This window comes from Pseudomonas endophytica (assembly GCF_001411475.1).
GTDB classification, from domain to species: domain Bacteria; phylum Pseudomonadota; class Gammaproteobacteria; order Pseudomonadales; family Pseudomonadaceae; genus Aquipseudomonas; species Aquipseudomonas endophytica.
Window position 1 is genome coordinate 1 of record NZ_LLWH01000175.1, and the last position, 14,996, is coordinate 14,996.

The following is a 14,996-nucleotide window of genomic DNA, read 5'->3' on the forward strand; positions in this document are numbered from 1 at the left end:
GACAGCCAGTTCCAAGACTAGCCGTGGTCGGGGTATCTGTGTCGCTCGGGGGTCGACCGGACACAAAAATCTCGCTACTAAGGTTTTAAACCTAGAATTGCACTGCTCATTGTCATAGCCGAACTCATCCCTTGGGGGCAGTTCAGCTAACGACAGATCTGACGCACATCGTGTAAACGCCTCATTAACACTGCTTAGATCTTTACCCTGCAAAACGCGTGCTAATCAACGTCAAAGACCCTATTGCGCGATGGTCATGAGTAAAGACTCCGAGCCCGCATTTGGAGGCAAAGTTCAAACTATTTAGCTAACGACCGCCCGTCAACTCATGGGAATCAACAGGCACTCGGGAGGGTCAATCGAGCACCCTACCCCAGCAAATTGTTACGAGGTCTAGCTGATGAATATCCCCATCCCTGCTGAAACACCCGACCCAAATATTGATAACCCTATTCTCCCGTCTGGCACCCCTGAGCCTGAGCCGTTGCCTAAGCAAGATCCGCCACTCACGGACCCGCACCCGGTGGGTGATCCGCCTCGTGAGCAAGAGCCGAAAAAAATACTCAGCACGTTCTTTGCAGGCAGGCTTAATAGGAATGCTTGAGTCACGCTTGCACGTCTGCCTTAGTGGCTATTAACCGCCCTCCTTATGAAGGTTGATAGCCACACTGTTTCAGAACCCCACCAATCTGACACCCACGCATTCAATCGAACGACGTTCAAACTTATTAAAGGTGTCGTTGTGAGGTCGTTGAACGCAAATCTGATCCGCTTTTTAATCGGCTAGCTGTGTCTGTTATGCAAACAGTTCGCAGGGGATACTGCCGCGCCTTGATTGAAGCCGAGCACGAGCAGGAGTGCTCCGCATTGGCTGCACTCTTAATCATTTGGCAGTTCGAGCGTGCCTCGCGATCTTTGATCTTTTAAAGCAAAGGCTGGGAACATGCCCGCTCCACAGCCTTAGCTGAGCTTTTTGCCCATGAAGCGCTACGAAAAATTTGCTGAAGACATTGCTGAACTGATCCGCAGCGGAGTACTTGGCCCAGGTCAGCGTGTGCCTTCGGTACGTTTTGCCAGCCAAACCTATGGGGTGAGCCCATCCACGGTTTTTCAAGCCTACTACCTGCTCGAACGTCGCGGCCTGATTCGCGCTAAGCCGCGTTCGGGGTATTTCGTCAACACCCACGCACCGCGCCCGTTTTCTGAGCCACAAGTGAGCCGCCAATCAGACGGTTCCACTGTGGTTGATGTCAGTGATTTAGTGTTCTCAGTGCTGGACTCCATAAAAGATCCGAATACCGTGCCTTTTGGCTCCGCTTTCCCCAGCCCGATGCTGTTCCCGTTGCAGCGTCTGGCGCGCTCATTGGCGACCGCGAGCCGTGACATGGACCCACGCATGGTGGTGACGGACATGTCTCCGGGCAACCCTCAGTTACGTCGTCAGATTGCTCTGCGGTACATGGTCGGTGGGCTGATGCTGCCCATGGAGGAGTTGCTGATCACCAATGGCGCGCTTGAAGCCCTGAACCTGTGCTTGCAAGCGGTTACTGAGCCTGGCGATCTAGTGGCCATTGAGGCCCCAGCCTTTTACGCCTGTTTGCAAGTGCTGGAGCGGCTTAAGCTCAACGCCGTGGAAATCCCAGTGCACCCGCGTGAAGGCATTGACCTCGACGTACTGGCCCACAATTTGGAGCGGCTGCCGATCAAGGCCGTGTGGTGCATGACCAGTTTTCAAAATCCGATTGGCGCCACTACACCCGAGGCCAAAAAGCAGGCGCTGGTTGAGCTTTTGCGTGAACATCAGGTGCCGCTGATCGAAGACGATGTGTACGCCGAGCTGTACTTCGGCCAACACGCGAGCAAACCTGCTAAGGCATTCGACACCGAAGGGCTGGTGATGCATTGCGGCTCGTTTGCCAAAAGCTTGGCTCCGGGATATCGCGTCGGTTGGGTTGCCGCTGGGCGTTATGCGCAGAAGGTCGAGCGCTTGAAACTGATGACATCGCTATGCCCTTCGATGCCCGCACAAGCTGCCATTGCCGACTATTTGCAACACGGTGGCTATGACCGACATCTGCGTCGACTGCGTGATGCGTTAGAAGATCAGCAAAGTGCCATGCTGGCAGCGATTGCCCGCTACTTCCCGGCGCAAACCCGGGTTAGCAAGCCGGCGGGCGGGTACTTTTTATGGCTTGAACTACCTGAGCAGATGGACTCGCTCACCTTGTTTCAGATGGCGTTGGCCCAAGGCATCAGCATAGCGCCAGGGCCGATCTTTTCGGCGACCCGGCGCTTTGGTAACTGTATCCGCCTGAACTACGGCAGCCCATGGGATGAAAGCTGTGAGAAGGCCATGGAAACGCTGGGTAAAATTGTCCGCTCGCTATGCTGACCTCCACGCCTGTAGTCGTTGGCAAGGTACGACCGCTGCGCTCGAGCGCAGCGGCCGTGAAAGAGCTCAAAAGATCGCAAGCAAGCTCTTACAGCTTTGAAGCCACGGTCTCGGACGCCGCCAGCATCGCTTTGAGCAATACGGCGCACCCCGCCGCCAAGTCTTTAGGATCGGCGTTTTCAATTTCGTTATGGCTGATGCCGCCTTCACATGGCACGAAAATCATGCCCGCAGGCCCTAGCTCGGCGAGGAAGATGGCGTCGTGCCCCGCGCCGCTGACGATGTCCATATGGCTCAGTCCCAGGTCACTCGCTGCATCACGCACCGCATTGACGCAGTCAGGGTTGAAGTAAAGCGGTGGGAAGTCAGCCGTAGGGGTCAGCTCAAAGCTCAGGCCATGCTTGGCGCAGGTGGCTTCGATCACCTCACGCACTTCGTTAATCATCGAGTCCAGACGTTCCGGCTCCAGATGACGGAAGTCTAGGGTCATGCGCACTTCGCCGGGGATGACGTTGCGCGAGCCGGGGTACGCTTGCAAGCAACCCACGGTGCCACAGGCATGTGGCTGATGGCCCAAAGCAGCTTTGTTAACCGCTGCAACGACCGCTGCTGCGCCGACCAACGCATCTTTGCGCAAGTGCATCGGCGTCGGCCCAGCATGTGCTTCGACGCCGCGCAAATTGAGGTCGAACCATTTTTGCCCCAAGGCGCCGAGTACCACGCCAATGGTTTTGCGTTCGTCTTCTAAGATCGGTCCTTGTTCAATGTGGGCCTCAAAGTACGCGCCCACCGGATGCCCGCTCACGGCTCGGCTGCCTGCGTAACCAATGGCATTCAGGGCTTCACCGACGGTGACACCTTGAGCGTCGGTTTTGGCCAAGGTTTCTTCCAGGGTGAACTTTTCTGCAAAGACCCCCGACCCCATCATGCACGGCGCAAAACGCGATCCTTCTTCGTTGGTCCATACCACTACTTCAATCGGCGCTTGGGTCTTGATATTCAGGTCATTGAGGGTGCGCAACACTTCGACCCCGGCCAGTACGCCGAAACAACCATCGAATTTGCCGCCGGTGGGTTGAGTGTCAATGTGGCTGCCTGTCATGACCGGCGGCAAGTTAGGGTTGAGTCCGGGGCGACGGGCGAAGATATTGCCCACGGCGTCGACGCTGACGCTACACCCGGCTTCTTCGCACCAACGCACGAAAATATCTCGGGCCTGACGGTCAAGGTCGGTCAGGGCCAAACGGCATACGCCGCCTTTGGCAGTGGCGCCTAACTTCGCCAGTTCCATGAGCGAGGCCCATAGACGTTCGCCATTGATCGACTGTGCGCGTTGCTGCTGAAGGTCTTGTGCGGCATTCATATTTTTATTCCTCAGGCAGTGTGTGATCAGGTCAAATCGGACTTTTGCTGACCGCCGCTTGCGGGCTGCTCAAGCGGCACAATCCGTAGTAAATCGCAGCACCGAGCAAAGACCCGGTAAACCAGCCGTAGTCGTAAAACCAACTGAAAGCGCTGCTGCCCAACGACAGCAAGGTCAAGGCCACCGGTACGGCGAAGGCAATGAAGCCATTCCAGTTCCAAGCTGGGTACACGCCATCGCGATAGAGCCCAGCAAGGTCTAGTTTTTGCTGACGGATGATGAAGTAGTCGACCACCATGATCCCGGCAATCGGCCCTAGTAGGCTGGAATAACCCAGCAACCAGTTGGAGTACACGGTTTCGAGGCTGATATCTGATACCAGTAGGCCCAGCTTTTTGAGCAACTCATGAGCCATCAACGCCAGCCCCACTAAACCGGTCAAGATCACCGCAGTGGTGCGGTTGATCAGCTTGGGGGCAATGTTCTGGAAGTCATTAGTGGGTGACACGATGTTGGCCGCCGTGTTGGTCGACAAGGTGGCAATGATGATCAATGCCATGGCCAGCGCAACCCAGCCTGGGCTTTGGATATGACCGATCAGGCTCACCGGATCAGACACGGTAACGCCCACCAATTTCTGAGACGCTGCGGTCATGATCACGCCCAAAGCGGCGAACAAGAACATGGTCAATGGCAAGCCAAATATTTGCCCCAAGATCTGATCTTTCTGGCTTTTGGCGTAGCGACTGAAATCGGGAATATTGAGTGATAACGTCGCCCAAAAACCGACCATCGCCGTCAAACCGGCGAAGAAGTAGCCATAGACGCTGGCCCCTTCCGGGCGCTTCGGCGGCTGGGCTAGCAATTCTGTCATTGACACATTCGGCAATGCCCACACCAGCAAACCTACCCCCACCAACACCAATAGCGGCGCGGAGAGAGTTTCAAGCCACTTGATTGACTCGGCACCGCGCAACACCACCCACAAGTTGAGCACCCAAAACACCATAAAACCAATCACTTCACCGGTGCCGCCGAGGCTTTTCCAGCCTTCAAACATAGAGCCCAGAAACAGGTGGATAGCCAGCCCGCCGAATAGGGTTTGAATCCCAAACCAGCCGCAGGCCACCAGTGCACGGATCAGACACGGGACGTTGGAACCCAGGATGCCGAACGAAGACCGCAGCAGTACCGGAAAAGGAATGCCGTATTTGGTGCCGGCAAAGGCGTTTAGCGTCAGCGGGATCAACACCACGATATTGGCTAGAAAAATCGCCAACAGCGCTTCGCCGACGGACAGCCCAAAGTAGGCCGTTAAGACGCCGCCTAAGGTGTAGGTCGGCACGCAGATCGACATTCCCACCCAGAGCGCAGTGATATGCCATTTGTTCCAAGTGCGCTCATGAACGCGGGTGGGTGCAATGTCGTGGTTGTAGCGGGGGCTATCGAGCACTTCTGGCCCGGCTTCTAATTCATATAAACCATTACGTTCGGTGACTTGTGATCTGCTCGGTTGCATGCTCATTCACTCTCTTTTTATGGTGATTAACTCTGCGCACGGACGCAGAGTGATGCTCTGTGCATTGCCCTGTGAACCGAGGCCCACCGGGTAATGGCAGCGACAATCAAAAACTGTGCCGTGTTAATTATTATGTTCACGGACAGTTGTGTTCACACCTTACAACTCGCTGGTTTATAAGCACTTTTAAACAGCACGCAATGTACCTATAACCCCTTATCAAACCGGCTTAACATTGCCCGATAGAACAAAACGAAACATATCGGTGCAGGCTTATTTATTTTTTCTAGGTTTCAGATGATCTCCACGTGCGTCAAGCGACTGATTTAGCATAAGAAACTTCACCCATATTTAATTCCTGTCAAGTGCGCCGAAATGGTTAAGGCACGCACCAATTTGGTGTTTTTGATTTTTTATTATTTAAAAACAACAACTTATCAACTACAAAGACGCTTGAAAATATTATTTGCTCATTTCTTCACAACCCACTAGATTTTATTCCTGTCACCAGTGACAGGAATAGAAACCTGTACTACGGTCGTAATAACAACATTAGAACCGGCCATAGCCGGTCTGCCTGCGAGGAACTTTGTATGTCACTGTTAATCCGTGGCGCTACGCTTGTGACCCATGATGAAACTTACCGTGCTGATGTGTATTGTGCAGACGGTCTAGTCCGCGCAATTGGAACTAATCTTGAAGTTCCCTCCGGCTGCGAAGTGCTGGATGGCAGCGGCCAATATTTACTTCCCGGCGGAATTGATCCGCACACCCATATGCAATTACCGTTTATGGGCACTGTCGCCAGCGACGACTTTTTCAGTGGTACGGCGGCGGGTCTAGCGGGCGGTACAACCTCAATTATCGACTTCGTTATCCCCAATCCTCAGCAGTCGCTGTTAGAGGCGTTTCATCAGTGGCGCGGCTGGGCCGAGAAATCAGCATCGGACTACGGTTTTCATGTCGCCATTACGTGGTGGAGCGAGCAGGTTCGCGAAGAAATGGCGGAGCTGGTGAGCCATCACGGGATCAACAGTTTCAAACATTTCATGGCTTACAAAAACGCGATCATGGCCGCTGATGACACCTTGGTAGCGAGCTTTGAGCGTTGCCTAGAGCTGGGTGCCGTGCCCACCGTGCACGCTGAAAACGGCGAATTGGTGTATCACTTACAGCGCAAACTGCTGGCTCAGGGCATTACCGGGCCGGAAGCGCATCCACTGTCGCGACCGTCTCAAGTTGAAGGCGAAGCGGCCAGCCGGGCGATTCGTATCGCCCAAACCATCGGCACACCGTTATACCTGGTGCACGTTTCGACCCGTGAAGCGCTGGATGAAATTACCTACGCACGTAGTCAAGGTCAGCCGGTATATGGCGAAGTGTTAGCTGGGCATTTACTGCTCGATGACAGCGTGTATCAGAACCCTGACTGGCAAACCGCTGCCGGTTATGTGATGAGCCCGCCCTTCCGCCCGCAGGGCCACCAACAAGCGCTGTGGCACGGCTTGCAGTCGGGCAATCTGCACACCACCGCCACTGACCACTGCTGCTTCTGTGCCGAGCAAAAAGCGGTTGGGCGTGACGACTTCAGCAAGATCCCGAACGGTACAGCTGGGATCGAAGACCGCATGGCCTTGCTCTGGGATGAGGGCGTGAACTCGGGGCGTCTATCGATGCAGGAGTTTGTGGCACTGACCTCTACCAACACGGCGAAAATTTTCAACCTGTACCCACGCAAAGGGGCAATACGAGTCGGCTCCGATGCCGATTTGGTGCTGTGGGACCCACAGGGCACCCGGACTATTTCTGCGAAAACACACCACCAACAGGTCGACTTCAACATTTTCGAAGGTAAAACCGTGCGTGGCGTGCCTAGCCACACCATCAGCCAAGGCCGCGTGGTGTGGGCTGACGGCGATTTGCGTGCTGAACGCGGTGCCGGACGCTACATCGAACGTCCTGCCTACCCCGCAGTATTCGACTTGCTGAAAAAACGCGCCGAGCATCACCAATCTGTTGCTGTTAAGCGCTAAGCGCCTAACCACTGTCCGTTAGAGACAGACGCTTCCCACAACCGTGAGGCAACTACTGTGATCAAGTCCCTGAATCATTTACCGCATCCCCAGGAAAATGCATTGGTGTTGGCCAGTCATTTCACTGATCTGGCCCCTCCACTTAACGCACGCCAAGCTGAACTGGAAAGTTCGCGTTGCTTGTATTGCTACGATGCACCTTGTGTAAACGCATGCCCCAGCGACATCGACATTCCGTCGTTCATTCGCAATATCCAGCAAGAAAACATCCAAGGCGCCGCGCAAAAAATTCTGTCCGCCAACATCCTCGGCGGCAGTTGCGCCCGTGTTTGCCCGACCGAGGTGCTGTGCCAGCAAGCGTGCGTGCGTAATAACGCGCAGGAATGTGCGCCGGTCTTGATCGGTTTATTGCAGCGTTACGCCATTGATCATGCGCAGTTCAGCGAGCACCCGTTCAAACGCGCAGCCCCCACTGGCAAGCGTATTGCGGTGGTTGGTGCAGGCCCAGCCGGTTTGGCATGTGCTCATCGACTGGCGATGCACGGGCATGAAGTGGTGATTTTCGAAGCCAGTGAAAAGTCCGGCGGGCTTAATGAATACGGGATTGCCAAGTACAAACTGGTGGATGATTTCGCGCAGCGTGAAGTGGATTTTGTGCTGCAAATCGGGGGCATTGAAGTCCGCCACGGCCAACGTTTAGGCGACAACGTGAGCCTGACTGACCTTCATCAGCAATTCGATTCTGTATTTCTGGCGATCGGGCTGGCCGCCAGCCGGCAATTAGGGCTGGCCCATGAAGACGCGCCGGGGCTCATGGCGGCCACTGATTACATCCGCGAATTGCGCCAAAGTGACGACCTGAGTGAATTGCCATTGGCCGAGCGTTGCATTGTGTTGGGCGCGGGCAACACGGCCATCGACATGGCCGTTCAGATGGCGCGTCTAGGCGCTCGCGAGGTGAACTTGGTGTATCGCCGCGGGCTGCAAGACATGGGGGCAACCGGGCATGAGCAAGATATCGCTAAGGCTAATCAGGTACGCCTAATGACGTGGGCACAACCCGATGCGGTACTACTCGATGACCGTGGCCAGGTTCGCGGCATGCGTTTTGCGCGTACCCGGCTAGAAGACGGGCGGCTAGTGAACACAGGGGAGACCTTTGAGTTGGCCGCAGATGCGGTATTTAAGGCGATTGGCCAAACATTTAATGAAGCGGCGCTGAGCGATCCACTGGCCCACTCACTTCAGCGTGTGGGCGACCGTATCGAGGTTGATGAGCAACTGCGCACCAGCATTGCAGGCGTGTATGCCGGAGGCGATTGCACGGCCTTGGGTCAGGACTTAACCGTACAGGCCGTGCAACACGGCAAGCTGGCCGCGCAAGCGATCCATGCCCAACTCATGCTGAATCAGGAGGCTGCATAAATGGCCGATCTCTCGATTAACTTCGCCGGTATCAAAGCACCTAATCCCTTTTGGCTGGCCTCAGCACCGCCCACCGATAAAGCCTATAACGTAGTCCGCGCCTATGAGGCGGGTTGGGGCGGCGTGGTCTGGAAAACTTTGGGGGAAGACCCTGCAGCGGTCAACGTATCTTCGCGCTACTCGGCGCACTTCGGGCTCAACCGCGAAGTCATGGGCATCAACAATATCGAACTGATTACTGACCGCTCACTTGAGATTAATTTGCGGGAAATCACCCAAGTCAAAAAAGACTGGCCCGACCGGGCATTGATTGTGTCGCTGATGGTGCCGTGTGAAGAAAGCGCTTGGAAACACATATTGCCGCTGGTGGAGGCCACCGGCGCAGACGGCATTGAGTTGAACTTCGGCTGCCCGCATGGCATGCCTGAGCGCGGCATGGGTGCGGCCGTGGGCCAAGTGCCGGAGTATGTAGAGATGGTCACGCGCTGGTGCAAGACCTACTGCTCGCTGCCCGTCATCGTCAAGCTAACCCCCAATATCACCGATGTCCGCCTCAGTGCCCGTGCGGCCCATCGCGGCGGCGCTGACGCGGTGTCACTCATCAACACCATCAACTCAATCACCAGCGTCGACCTTGAGCGCATGGTCGCGCTACCGGTGGTCGGCAGTCAGAGTACACACGGCGGTTACTGCGGCTCTGCGGTCAAACCGATTGCGCTGAATATGGTGGCTGAAATTGCCCGCGATCCACAGACCCAAGGGTTGCCTATCTGTGGGATCGGCGGCATTGGCAGTTGGCGCGATGCGGCAGAATTTATCGCCCTAGGCTGTGGCGCTGTGCAAGTGTGCACCGCCGCCATGCTCCACGGTTTTCGGATTGTTGATGAGATGAAGGACGGTTTATCACGCTGGATGGACAGCCAAGGCTATTCGAGTCTGAATGACTTTTCGGGTCGTGCTGTGGGCAATACCACCGACTGGAAATATCTGGATATAAACTATCAAGTCATCGCCAAAATCGACCAAGAGGCGTGCATTGGTTGTGGTCGTTGCCATATTGCGTGCGAAGACACCTCCCACCAAGCAATTTCCAGTATGCGGCTGGCTGACGGGACCCATCGTTATGAAGTGATTGATGATGAGTGTGTGGGTTGCAACCTATGCCAGATCACGTGCCCGGTTGATCACTGCATCGAGATGGTGCCGCAAAACACTGGCAAGCCGTTTTTGGACTGGAACCACGACCCGCGCAACCCGTATCGAGTGGCCTCGTAGCAGCCCCCCTCTCTAACCCCGCTGGTCTTACCCAGGTGTTGCAAGTGGCTAACTCGGCAGTTTGCCGGGTTAGCTGCGCTTTGCTCTTAAGCGGCCATAGGAACCTGTTACGGCTCCAACCCGATCCCGCGCAAAATGATGCTGGTCACACTTTGTATTGCGCGCTCGAACTGAATGTCAGTCAGCGGTTGGCGTTCGTTTATCAGATTTACCTGATGATCGAAGTCTGCGTAGTGCTGTGTTGAAGCCCAAATCATGAATAAGAGGCTGGAAGGCTCTACCGGCAAAATCCGTTTGTCCGACACCCACTGGCGAATTTTGGCCTCTTTCATCTTCGCCCACTCATACAGACTTTCATCCAGCGTCATCCCCAATGTGGGGGCGCCATGGATGATTTCATCTGCCCACACTTTGGAGCCATACGGACGCGTGCGCGAATGGGTCATTTTGGCGCGAATGTAACTGCTCAGTACTAGGCGCGGATCATCGTAGGTTTCAAAGCACAGCGCATCTTGCTTCCATACTTCCAGCAAGCCCAGCAACAGCGCGTTATAAAGCTCGGTTTTAGTGCTGAAGTAGTAATGCAAGTTGGAGCGAGGAAGCTCAACTTCAGCGGCGATATCAGCCATGGCGGTGCCTGCAAAACCTTTCTCGGCAAAGACTTTTTCTGCGCCAAGGAGGATCTTTTCGACATTGCTGCGACGAATTTCGATCTTGTGATTACTCATAGCTGATGGCCCTTGTCGTCACGATTCGCCGAAATGTGCACGGGCAATACTTGCTCCATCTGCCAGTTTCGATCAAGGGCTGGCCCATGATTGAGTGACCGGTCACGGCGCCTGTGTATGCGCGAAGTTTTTGTAAGTTCGTCGTCAGAAAAGTGTTCACACTGTCATTTATGACAGGTTCCAAGGAAGACAGAACGGTTTATAAAGAAGTTCATACCGAAGAAAAAACCTACAGGATTTATCTCTCTTCTAGAGGAATTTTTCCTACACATCACTTACGGTTTTTTGATCTATGGGAGCGACTTGCCATGCATCAGCCTCAATCAGTGACCAGTGGACAATCAACACGTCGTACCAAACAAATCCAGAACAGCGAGATCAGTGTCAGCGCTATCAAGCTCACCCCTAAAGAAAAAGAAGTCCTCGCCTGGGGAGCGATGGGCAAGACTTCTTGGGAGATTGCACTGATCTTGAAATGCACGGAGTCAGGGGTCAATTTTCATTTCGGTAATATTCGACATAAATTCGGTGTCTCCAGCCGCGCTTCAGCGTTGATCAAAGCCACAGCCTTGGGCCTGGTGACGCCTTACTGAATGCCAATGAGATAGCGGCTGCGACTGCCGGTCATACCTATTGAATGCAAGCATAATCAAGGCACCTCAAGGCTTCACAGCGCCTCATGCCCTTCAAAGATGGCACCCCACGCGTAGTGCCCACTGAGCACTACGCTAAGCCAGAGTGTGATGTGCAGGGGCTTACGGCGAAGGTGGCAGCTCTATCACATCGGTTTCAATCCCTTCGAGCTTGGGCTTGAGTTTGATCTGCTCTTGCACTTGCTTGGCTTGAGCCTCGGTCGCGTAGGGCCCGATCAAGAAACGTTGCACACCGTCTTTTTCGAGAATGTAGGGAACAAAACCATTATCCATCAGCCTGCCAGTGGTATCAGTGATCGTGGCTCTCTGGCCCTCAGTGAGCTCCAATGCCCAGTGAGCCACGGGCACTTGGACGACCGCCGAGTGAGAAGCTGCTTTAGCCCGCTCAATTTTATCGTTAGACTCCTGACCGCAAGCCGCCAAGGCCAATATTGCTGTCATCACGATGACTTTACGCACTGCATTACCCCTATCTGTTTGAGTGGGTCGATTTTATCACTGGGGCAGTGGCGTTTGCTCTCCTTGAACAAATCAAATCCGCCCCTATTTAAGCTTCATAGGAATGAGTCTTTCTCGCTTAGGGAATTTTACCTCTGGCTATGACGTCTGTAATGAGCGGCACATTTTTAAGCACTTAGCAGTATTCTGTAGCCATGACCAAAGCCGCACCGTCTTAGAGACGTGCCTTACAAAGCCATCAAGGAGAAAAAAATGCTGATACTCACCCGTAAAGTTGGTGAAAGCATAAACATCGGTGACGATATTACGATCACTATTTTAGGAGTCAGCGGCCAGCAGGTCAGAATCGGCATCAATGCGCCAAAAGACGTCGCGGTTCACCGTGAAGAAATTTATCAGCGCATCCAGGCAGGCCTGTCAGACAAAGGCAACCAGCCGTAAGCCTCCGAGGTATCAGCCCTTGGAGTGAGTGTCAGGGCTGCCCTGCCAGCCCTCCACGATTTTAGATATACCCCCTCCTTCTAGTTATCTGCAGCCACCCCCCCTGTGATTGTTGACCATTATGCACTGCTGACTTGACCATATTGAGGTTTGCGACCACGCTCAATCCTCGCAGAAGACTCAAACCATCTGAATCACTGCGAGCCAAAGCGCGGGTGCGTTGTGGCTAATGCAAAGAATCCTCTTAATATCAGCCCATTGGGCTGGACCTGTATCGTCAAGGAATGAAAGACATGTCCGATCTAATCGTAGTGGGATTTCCAGACAGCGGAACCGCCGATCGCGCCCTTAGCGAGCTGGTTGCCTTAAGCAAAGAGTATTTGGTTGAACTGGACGATGCGGTCATTGTTGTGCGCAACGCTGAAGGTAAGATCCACATCAAGCAAAGTGTCAACCTGACAGCGATTGGTGCTACCTCGGGCTTGGTCACGGGTGGGCTTTGGGGCGCACTGGTTGGCTTACTGTTTCTCAACCCGCTGGCAGGTTTTGCCATCGGCGGCGCGCTAGGCGCTGGTGCCGGTGCATTGTCTGGCTCGTTAAGTGATTTCGGGATAGACGACACCTTCATCAAAAACCTTAGCGACACCATTCCAAACAACTCGTCTGCGCTGTTTGTGCTACTGCGCAAGTATCAACCCGAGAAAGTGTTAGAAGAGCTACAAAAAGAAGGTTTCGAGGGCAAGGTACTGCGCACCTCGCTGTCACCTGAACAAGAGCAAAAGCTACAGGAAGCCCTGTCTCATCACGTGCAGCCTCAACCTGCAGCCTAATTGCTTGTAGCCAGTCTTGTATTTGAACTTCGACTGCCGATGCCGGGCAGTCGAAGCTTTGCATGCGCGCTTTACTCGCCGTGAATTCCCGCCAAATTCGTGAACTGGGCACATCGTTGACTGTCTCTTACAGGTACAACCGTGGTGCGCATGGGCTCAATAAATAGGCTTAGCCACCCCTCTAGATAGCGACTCAGGACTGCTCTTATGCGCCGGCAGTGTTACTGTAGCCAGCGCTATCATGGCTAAGTAGAGGGTGTTGCGTTAAGTGCGACTATGCTCAAATCCAATGAATCCAAAGACGTAAGAGCTGGGACCTCTCGATCGGCAAATGCGAATTGCTGATATGCACTCATAAAGCTGCGCCACGCCATTTTCGATCCCGCTCACAGGAAGCCCACAATGGTTCAAAGACAAGTCATTAATGCTTCGGTCAGCCCTAAAGGCAGTCTGGAGACGCTCTCGCAACGTGAAGTGCAACAACTGAGCGAAGTTGGCTCAGGCAGCAGTTACACACTGTTCCGCCAATGCGTACTGGCTATCCTTAACACTGGCGCCCACGTCGACAACGCCAAAACCATTCTTGAAGCCTACAAGGATTTCGAAGTTCGGATTCACCAACAAGACCGTGGCGTACGCCTTGAGCTACTCAATGCGCCCGCAGATGCCTTTGTTGACGGAGAAATGATCGCCAGCACTCGTGAGATGTTGTTCAGCGCCCTGCGTGACATTGTCTACACCCAAAGCGGCCTTGACAGCCCACGGATTGATCTGAGCACGTCTGCTGGCATCACCGATTACGTGTTCCACCTTTTACGTAACGCCCGCACTTTGCGTTCTGGGGTGGAGCCCAAAATTGTTGTGTGCTGGGGCGGTCACTCGATCAATACCGAAGAGTACAAATACACCAAAAAAGTTGGCCATGAATTAGGCTTGCGCAGCCTTGACATTTGCACCGGCTGTGGCCCCGGCGTGATGAAAGGCCCGATGAAAGGCGCGACTATTTCTCATGCCAAACAACGCCTAGTGGGCGGACGTTATCTAGGCCTGACTGAACCTGGCATTATCGCGGCTGAAGCACCTAACCCCATCGTTAACGAGTTGGTTATTTTGCCAGACATCGAAAAACGCCTTGAAGCGTTTGTGCGGGTCGGCCACGGCATTATTATCTTTCCCGGCGGCGCGGGTACGGCAGAAGAGTTTTTGTATCTGCTCGGGATTCTGATGCACCCGGACAATCATGACGTGCCCTTCCCAGTTATTCTGACCGGCCCCAAAGAAGCAGAACCTTACCTGCAACAGCTGCATGAATTTGTTGGCGCCACCTTGGGCGAGGCCGCGCACAAACACTACCAGATCATTATCGACAACCCGCCTGAAGTAGCCCGCCAAATGACTGCCGGGCTTAAACAGGTGAAACTGTTTCGGCGCGAGCGTAATGACGCGTTCCACTTCAACTGGTTATTGAAAATTGATGAAGGGTTTCAGCGACCGTTCGACCCGACCCATGACAACATGGCCAGCCTGCAATTGCGCAGCGACCTACCACCGCATGAGTTAGCCATTAATTTACGTCAGGCGTTCTCCGGGATCGTGGCAGGTAACGTGAAAGAGAAAGGTATACAGCTGATCGAACAACACGGCCCGTACGAGATTCACGGTGATGCCGCGATCATGAAACCGCTGGATAAACTGCTGCATGCGTTCGTCAAACAACATCGCATGAAGCTACCCGGCGGCGCAGCCTATGTGCCGTGCTATCGCGTCGTCAGTTAACGCAGCGACCAACGTGTGTTGAGGTTTCATCGGTGTCACCCTGAAACCTCAACACGTCTAAGGCTTTGTACTAAATGTATCAGCGCTCGGTTAAGCAGCCTT

General features: G+C 54.1%; 13 protein-coding genes. 9 read left to right on the forward strand and 4 right to left on the reverse strand.

Annotation, left to right across the window (positions count from 1 at the left end; all coding sequences use genetic code 11):
* Positions 1 to 400: 400 nt before the first annotated feature.
* Both AQS70_RS23335 and mapR read left to right on the forward strand, forming a co-directional pair.
* Positions 401 to 604, forward strand: coding sequence for a hypothetical protein (locus AQS70_RS23335; RefSeq protein WP_082428110.1), 204 nt, complete (start codon positions 401 to 403; stop codon positions 602 to 604).
* 375 nt (positions 605 to 979) lie between these two features.
* The gene (mapR, locus tag AQS70_RS13835; protein WP_055103336.1) at positions 980 to 2,392 is read left to right on the forward strand and encodes a GntR family transcriptional regulator MpaR; all 1,413 of its coding nucleotides are present in this window, start codon (positions 980 to 982) and stop codon (positions 2,390 to 2,392) included.
* Positions 2,393 to 2,480: 88 nt separating this feature from the next.
* On the opposite strand, the gene AQS70_RS13840 is transcribed toward mapR, so the two are convergent.
* Positions 2,481 to 3,755 carry a Zn-dependent hydrolase gene (locus AQS70_RS13840; protein WP_055103337.1) on the reverse strand — a complete coding sequence of 425 codons (1,275 nt, stop codon included), beginning with the start codon at positions 3,753 to 3,755 and terminating at the stop codon, positions 2,481 to 2,483.
* Between the two features lie 31 nt (positions 3,756 to 3,786).
* On the reverse strand, positions 3,787 to 5,274 hold the full coding sequence (locus AQS70_RS13845) for an NCS1 family nucleobase:cation symporter-1 (RefSeq protein ID WP_055103361.1): 1,488 nt from the start codon (positions 5,272 to 5,274) through the stop codon (positions 3,787 to 3,789).
* Positions 5,275 to 5,867: 593 nt separating this feature from the next.
* On the opposite strand from AQS70_RS13845, the gene hydA reads away from it, so the two are divergent.
* From hydA to preA, 3 genes are read left to right on the forward strand one after another with little or no spacing between them, the layout of a single operon-like run.
* Positions 5,868 to 7,307: a dihydropyrimidinase gene (hydA, locus tag AQS70_RS13850; RefSeq protein WP_055103338.1), complete on the forward strand. Its 1,440-nt coding sequence runs from the start codon at positions 5,868 to 5,870 to the stop codon at positions 7,305 to 7,307.
* Positions 7,308 to 7,364: 57 nt separating this feature from the next.
* On the forward strand, positions 7,365 to 8,732 hold the full coding sequence (locus AQS70_RS13855) for an NAD(P)-dependent oxidoreductase (protein ID WP_055103339.1): 1,368 nt from the start codon (positions 7,365 to 7,367) through the stop codon (positions 8,730 to 8,732).
* Positions 8,733 to 10,007: an NAD-dependent dihydropyrimidine dehydrogenase subunit PreA gene (preA, locus tag AQS70_RS13860; protein ID WP_055103340.1), complete on the forward strand. Its 1,275-nt coding sequence runs from the start codon at positions 8,733 to 8,735 to the stop codon at positions 10,005 to 10,007.
* A gap of 107 nt (positions 10,008 to 10,114) precedes the next feature.
* Here preA and AQS70_RS13865 read toward each other — a convergent pair whose 3' ends face one another.
* A complete protein-coding gene (locus AQS70_RS13865; protein ID WP_055103341.1) occupies positions 10,115 to 10,735 on the reverse strand; it encodes a TetR/AcrR family transcriptional regulator in 621 nt (206 codons plus the stop codon).
* A gap of 170 nt (positions 10,736 to 10,905) precedes the next feature.
* Between AQS70_RS13865 and AQS70_RS13870 the strand changes: the two genes are divergently transcribed.
* Positions 10,906 to 11,328 carry a helix-turn-helix transcriptional regulator gene (locus tag AQS70_RS13870; RefSeq protein WP_338152635.1) on the forward strand — a complete coding sequence of 141 codons (423 nt, stop codon included), beginning with the start codon at positions 10,906 to 10,908 and terminating at the stop codon, positions 11,326 to 11,328.
* A 162-nt stretch (positions 11,329 to 11,490) separates the two neighbouring features.
* On the opposite strand, the gene AQS70_RS13875 is transcribed toward AQS70_RS13870, so the two are convergent.
* Entirely contained in the window at positions 11,491 to 11,847 is a 357-nt protein-coding gene (locus AQS70_RS13875) for an SPOR domain-containing protein (RefSeq protein ID WP_055103343.1), read from the reverse strand.
* A 252-nt stretch (positions 11,848 to 12,099) separates the two neighbouring features.
* Between AQS70_RS13875 and csrA the strand changes: the two genes are divergently transcribed.
* The 3 genes from csrA to ppnN all read left to right on the forward strand — a co-directional run bounded on the left by csrA (position 12,100) and on the right by ppnN (position 14,894).
* Complete coding sequence (csrA, locus tag AQS70_RS13880) at positions 12,100 to 12,288, forward strand: carbon storage regulator CsrA (RefSeq protein WP_055103344.1); 189 nt, start codon at positions 12,100 to 12,102, stop codon at positions 12,286 to 12,288.
* 293 nt (positions 12,289 to 12,581) lie between these two features.
* Entirely contained in the window at positions 12,582 to 13,118 is a 537-nt protein-coding gene (locus AQS70_RS13885; protein ID WP_055103345.1) for a DUF1269 domain-containing protein, read from the forward strand.
* A gap of 402 nt (positions 13,119 to 13,520) precedes the next feature.
* Positions 13,521 to 14,894: a nucleotide 5'-monophosphate nucleosidase PpnN gene (ppnN, locus tag AQS70_RS13890; protein ID WP_055103346.1), complete on the forward strand. Its 1,374-nt coding sequence runs from the start codon at positions 13,521 to 13,523 to the stop codon at positions 14,892 to 14,894.
* Positions 14,895 to 14,996: the final 102 nt, after the last annotated feature.

Excerpts from the sequence above, each read along its gene's own strand:
- AQS70_RS23335 (WP_082428110.1), top strand. The coding sequence starts at position 401 with ATGAATATCCCCATCCCTGCTGAAACACCCGACCCAAATATTGATAAC.
- mapR (WP_055103336.1), top strand. The coding sequence starts at position 980 with ATGAAGCGCTACGAAAAATTTGCTGAAGACATTGCTGAACTGATCCGC.
- AQS70_RS13840 (WP_055103337.1), bottom strand. The coding sequence starts at position 3,755 with ATGAATGCCGCACAAGACCTTCAGCAGCAACGCGCACAGTCGATCAAT.
- AQS70_RS13845 (WP_055103361.1), bottom strand. The coding sequence starts at position 5,274 with ATGCAACCGAGCAGATCACAAGTCACCGAACGTAATGGTTTATATGAA.
- hydA (WP_055103338.1), top strand. The coding sequence starts at position 5,868 with ATGTCACTGTTAATCCGTGGCGCTACGCTTGTGACCCATGATGAAACT.
- preA (WP_055103340.1), top strand. The coding sequence starts at position 8,733 with ATGGCCGATCTCTCGATTAACTTCGCCGGTATCAAAGCACCTAATCCC.
- AQS70_RS13865 (WP_055103341.1), bottom strand. The coding sequence starts at position 10,735 with ATGAGTAATCACAAGATCGAAATTCGTCGCAGCAATGTCGAAAAGATC.
- AQS70_RS13870 (WP_338152635.1), top strand. The coding sequence starts at position 10,906 with ATGACAGGTTCCAAGGAAGACAGAACGGTTTATAAAGAAGTTCATACC.
- csrA (WP_055103344.1), top strand. The coding sequence starts at position 12,100 with ATGCTGATACTCACCCGTAAAGTTGGTGAAAGCATAAACATCGGTGAC.
- AQS70_RS13885 (WP_055103345.1), top strand. The coding sequence starts at position 12,582 with ATGTCCGATCTAATCGTAGTGGGATTTCCAGACAGCGGAACCGCCGAT.
- ppnN (WP_055103346.1), top strand. The coding sequence starts at position 13,521 with ATGGTTCAAAGACAAGTCATTAATGCTTCGGTCAGCCCTAAAGGCAGT.